General features: G+C 62.1%; 3 protein-coding genes and 1 pseudogene. All 4 read left to right on the forward strand.

The annotated features are described in order from the left end of the window. Nucleotides 1–166: 166 nt before the first annotated feature. Complete coding sequence (locus Q4P21_RS15285) at nucleotides 167–751, forward strand: DapH/DapD/GlmU-related protein (RefSeq protein WP_303389586.1); 585 nt, start codon at nucleotides 167–169, stop codon at nucleotides 749–751. A gap of 326 nt (nucleotides 752–1,077) precedes the next feature. Continuing rightward, on the forward strand, nucleotides 1,078–1,770 hold the full coding sequence (locus Q4P21_RS15290; RefSeq protein WP_303389587.1) for a histidine phosphatase family protein: 693 nt from the start codon (nucleotides 1,078–1,080) through the stop codon (nucleotides 1,768–1,770). 24 nt (nucleotides 1,771–1,794) lie between these two features. Further along, the gene (locus Q4P21_RS15295) at nucleotides 1,795–2,349 is read left to right on the forward strand and encodes a DUF3090 domain-containing protein (RefSeq protein WP_303389588.1); all 555 of its coding nucleotides are present in this window, start codon (nucleotides 1,795–1,797) and stop codon (nucleotides 2,347–2,349) included. Next, nucleotides 2,349–2,430, forward strand: a pseudogene (locus Q4P21_RS15300) (phosphatidylinositol kinase); the annotation flags it as partial. The gene Q4P21_RS15295 and the pseudogene Q4P21_RS15300, both read left to right, overlap by 1 nt.

Genomic DNA, 2,430 nt, shown 5'->3' on the forward strand with positions numbered 1-2,430 from the left:
GTGCTCTGACCCGAGCGGACCACCACTCCCACACCAAAATTCTGCAGACCTGCGAGACCTGCTCCGATGGCGATCACGTCGACATCCTTGGGGCTCCATTCAGTTGCGCCCAGTCTGGCTCCGACACGCATCCCGGGAGCTGTCAACGACACGCTATCGTGGGCACATGGCTGAAATTCAAGGACTCCACAAACTCTTGGCTGCGCTTAACTCTGGGGAGACAATTTCCGGCGGGTCACCGCACCACGAGGCGATGCACGCTGCAAGCCAGGAGTCCCTGCGCATCACGGCCGAGCTCAACGGCAGCTACCACTCCTCCGAGGGTGTGCGGGCTCTGATGAGCGAGCTGACCGGCTGCGACGTTCCCGAGTCCCTGCAGCTGTTCCCACCGTTCAGCGCCGACTTTGGGAAGAACATCCGCTTCGGTGAGAACGTTTTCATCAACAGCGGCTGCCGTTTCCAGGACCAGGGCGGCATCGAAATCGGTGCTGGATCCCTCATCGGCCACAACGCCGTCATCACGACGTTGAACCACGACATATTGCCGAGCAGGCGCTCCGATATGCACCCGGCCCGCGTCGTCATCGGCAGGGGCGTGTGGTTCGGGGCCAACGTAACGGTATTGCCGGGACTCAGCATCGGCGATGGCGCCGTCGTGGGAGCAGGTGCCGTTGTCACCAAGGACGTGCCCGCAGGCGCTGTGGTTGTTGGGGTACCGGCCAAGCAGGTGGGCACGGTACCCGAGGAATAGGGGACGGCTGAGTGTTGTCTCCGGCTAATGGTTCTTTTGCCTGGGTGCAACATGGCCCTGTTCCTACGGGCGGAAGACAGCCAGAAGCGGGCCTGAAAGTCTCGTTGATTTAGGCATTGAAGCGGAACTCCACCAATTTCCAGCACGGGACCATCCTTTGGACGCCCCGTGCATCACATGAGCTGGTCGATGCTTTCCGTAGCTGTCTGGGCGTCTTTGAACCCGTCGGCGTGCATGAAGGGTTCCGCCAGTACTCTGTCTGCCTGGTCACCGCGCCAACCGGGGCCGTCCACACCCCCACCGAGGGAAGTGACTAGGCTGGGTGGATGGCGACAGTTATTCTCGTGCGGCACGGCCGCACCACAGCCAATGCCACTGGACTGCTGGCCGGCCGGGCCGAGGGCGTCGATCTAGACGAGGTCGGGCGCAACCAGGCAGCCCTGACCGGAGCCCGTCTCGCTCCTGTGCCCTTAGTCGGACTGGTATCGAGCCCTCTTGAGCGTTGTCGGCAAACCACCCAGCTCATCCTCGATCGCCAGGCTGGCACTCCGAACACTACGGTCGATCCGGATCTCATCGAGTGCGATTACGGCCAGTGGCAGGGCCGCGCACTGCGTGATCTCGCGAGCGAGGATTTGTGGCCGATGGTGCAGTCCCAACCGTCCGCCGTCGTATTTCCCGGTGGTGAATCAATGGCCGGGATGCAGGCTCGGTCCGTGGCAGCAATTCGACGCCACGATGCAGCCTTCCACGCCGAGTACGGGCCAGGGGCTGTGTGGGTGGCTGTGAGCCATGGTGACATCATCAAGTCAATCCTCGCCGACGCGCTCGGCATGCACCTTGACTTGTTCCAGCGCATCAACATTGGCCCTGCCTCGGTGTCGATCGTGCACTACGGCGCTAGTCGGCCGACCGTCTACGCGACCAACACCACCGCAGGCGATCTGTCGTGGCTTTCGAACGGCATCTCCGCTGGTGACGCGCCGGTGGGCGGCGGTGCAGGACAAAAAGCGCCATGAACCAAATGTGCCTAGAATACAGATATGCCTTCACGTATCCACGAGTTTGACTGGCCTGATCGGGCCGTCGTTGGCACCATTGGCCTTCCGGGGGCGCGAACCTTCTACCTGCAGGTGCGCGCAGGGACGCAGGTCGTGAGTGTTGCCCTCGAGAAACAGCAGGCGGCTCTGCTCGCGGAAAAGATCGACGAAATTCTCGACCAGCTCAGCACCGTTGAAGGCAACCCCTTCAGCGTTCCCACGAGTACTCCCATTGAACTTGTCGACAATGAACAGCTCGAGGCCGTCCAGGAGCAATTTCGCACCGGGGCCATGAGCTTGGGGTGGGACCCAACCACGGCCCAAGTCGTCATTGAGGCCCACCCCATCACCACTGTTGATGCTGATGACAACGACGCATCGCTTGAAGAAGACGGCGCCAACGAGACAGAAATGCTGCTGGTGCGAATACCGGTCGGCACCGCCCGCGCATTCGCCATGCGCACCCGCGAGATCGTGGGCGCTGGGCGTCCGACGTGCCCTCTCTGCGGTTACCCCATGGACGCCGACGGGCACATCTGCACCCTTCCCGAGGACTGATGGCAGTTCCTGATCTAGTGACTGCCGAGCTGACTCTCACCGGCCGCATCACGACGGCTTCAAACGCTACATTCCTGGGCA

Source organism: Arthrobacter sp., from assembly GCF_030540645.1.
Taxonomy (GTDB): Bacteria; Actinomycetota; Actinomycetes; order Actinomycetales; family Micrococcaceae; genus Specibacter.

Excerpts from the sequence above, each read along its gene's own strand:
- Q4P21_RS15285 (WP_303389586.1), top strand. The coding sequence starts at position 167 with ATGGCTGAAATTCAAGGACTCCACAAACTCTTGGCTGCGCTTAACTCT.
- Q4P21_RS15295 (WP_303389588.1), top strand. The coding sequence starts at position 1,795 with ATGCCTTCACGTATCCACGAGTTTGACTGGCCTGATCGGGCCGTCGTT.
- Q4P21_RS15290 (WP_303389587.1), top strand. The coding sequence starts at position 1,078 with ATGGCGACAGTTATTCTCGTGCGGCACGGCCGCACCACAGCCAATGCC.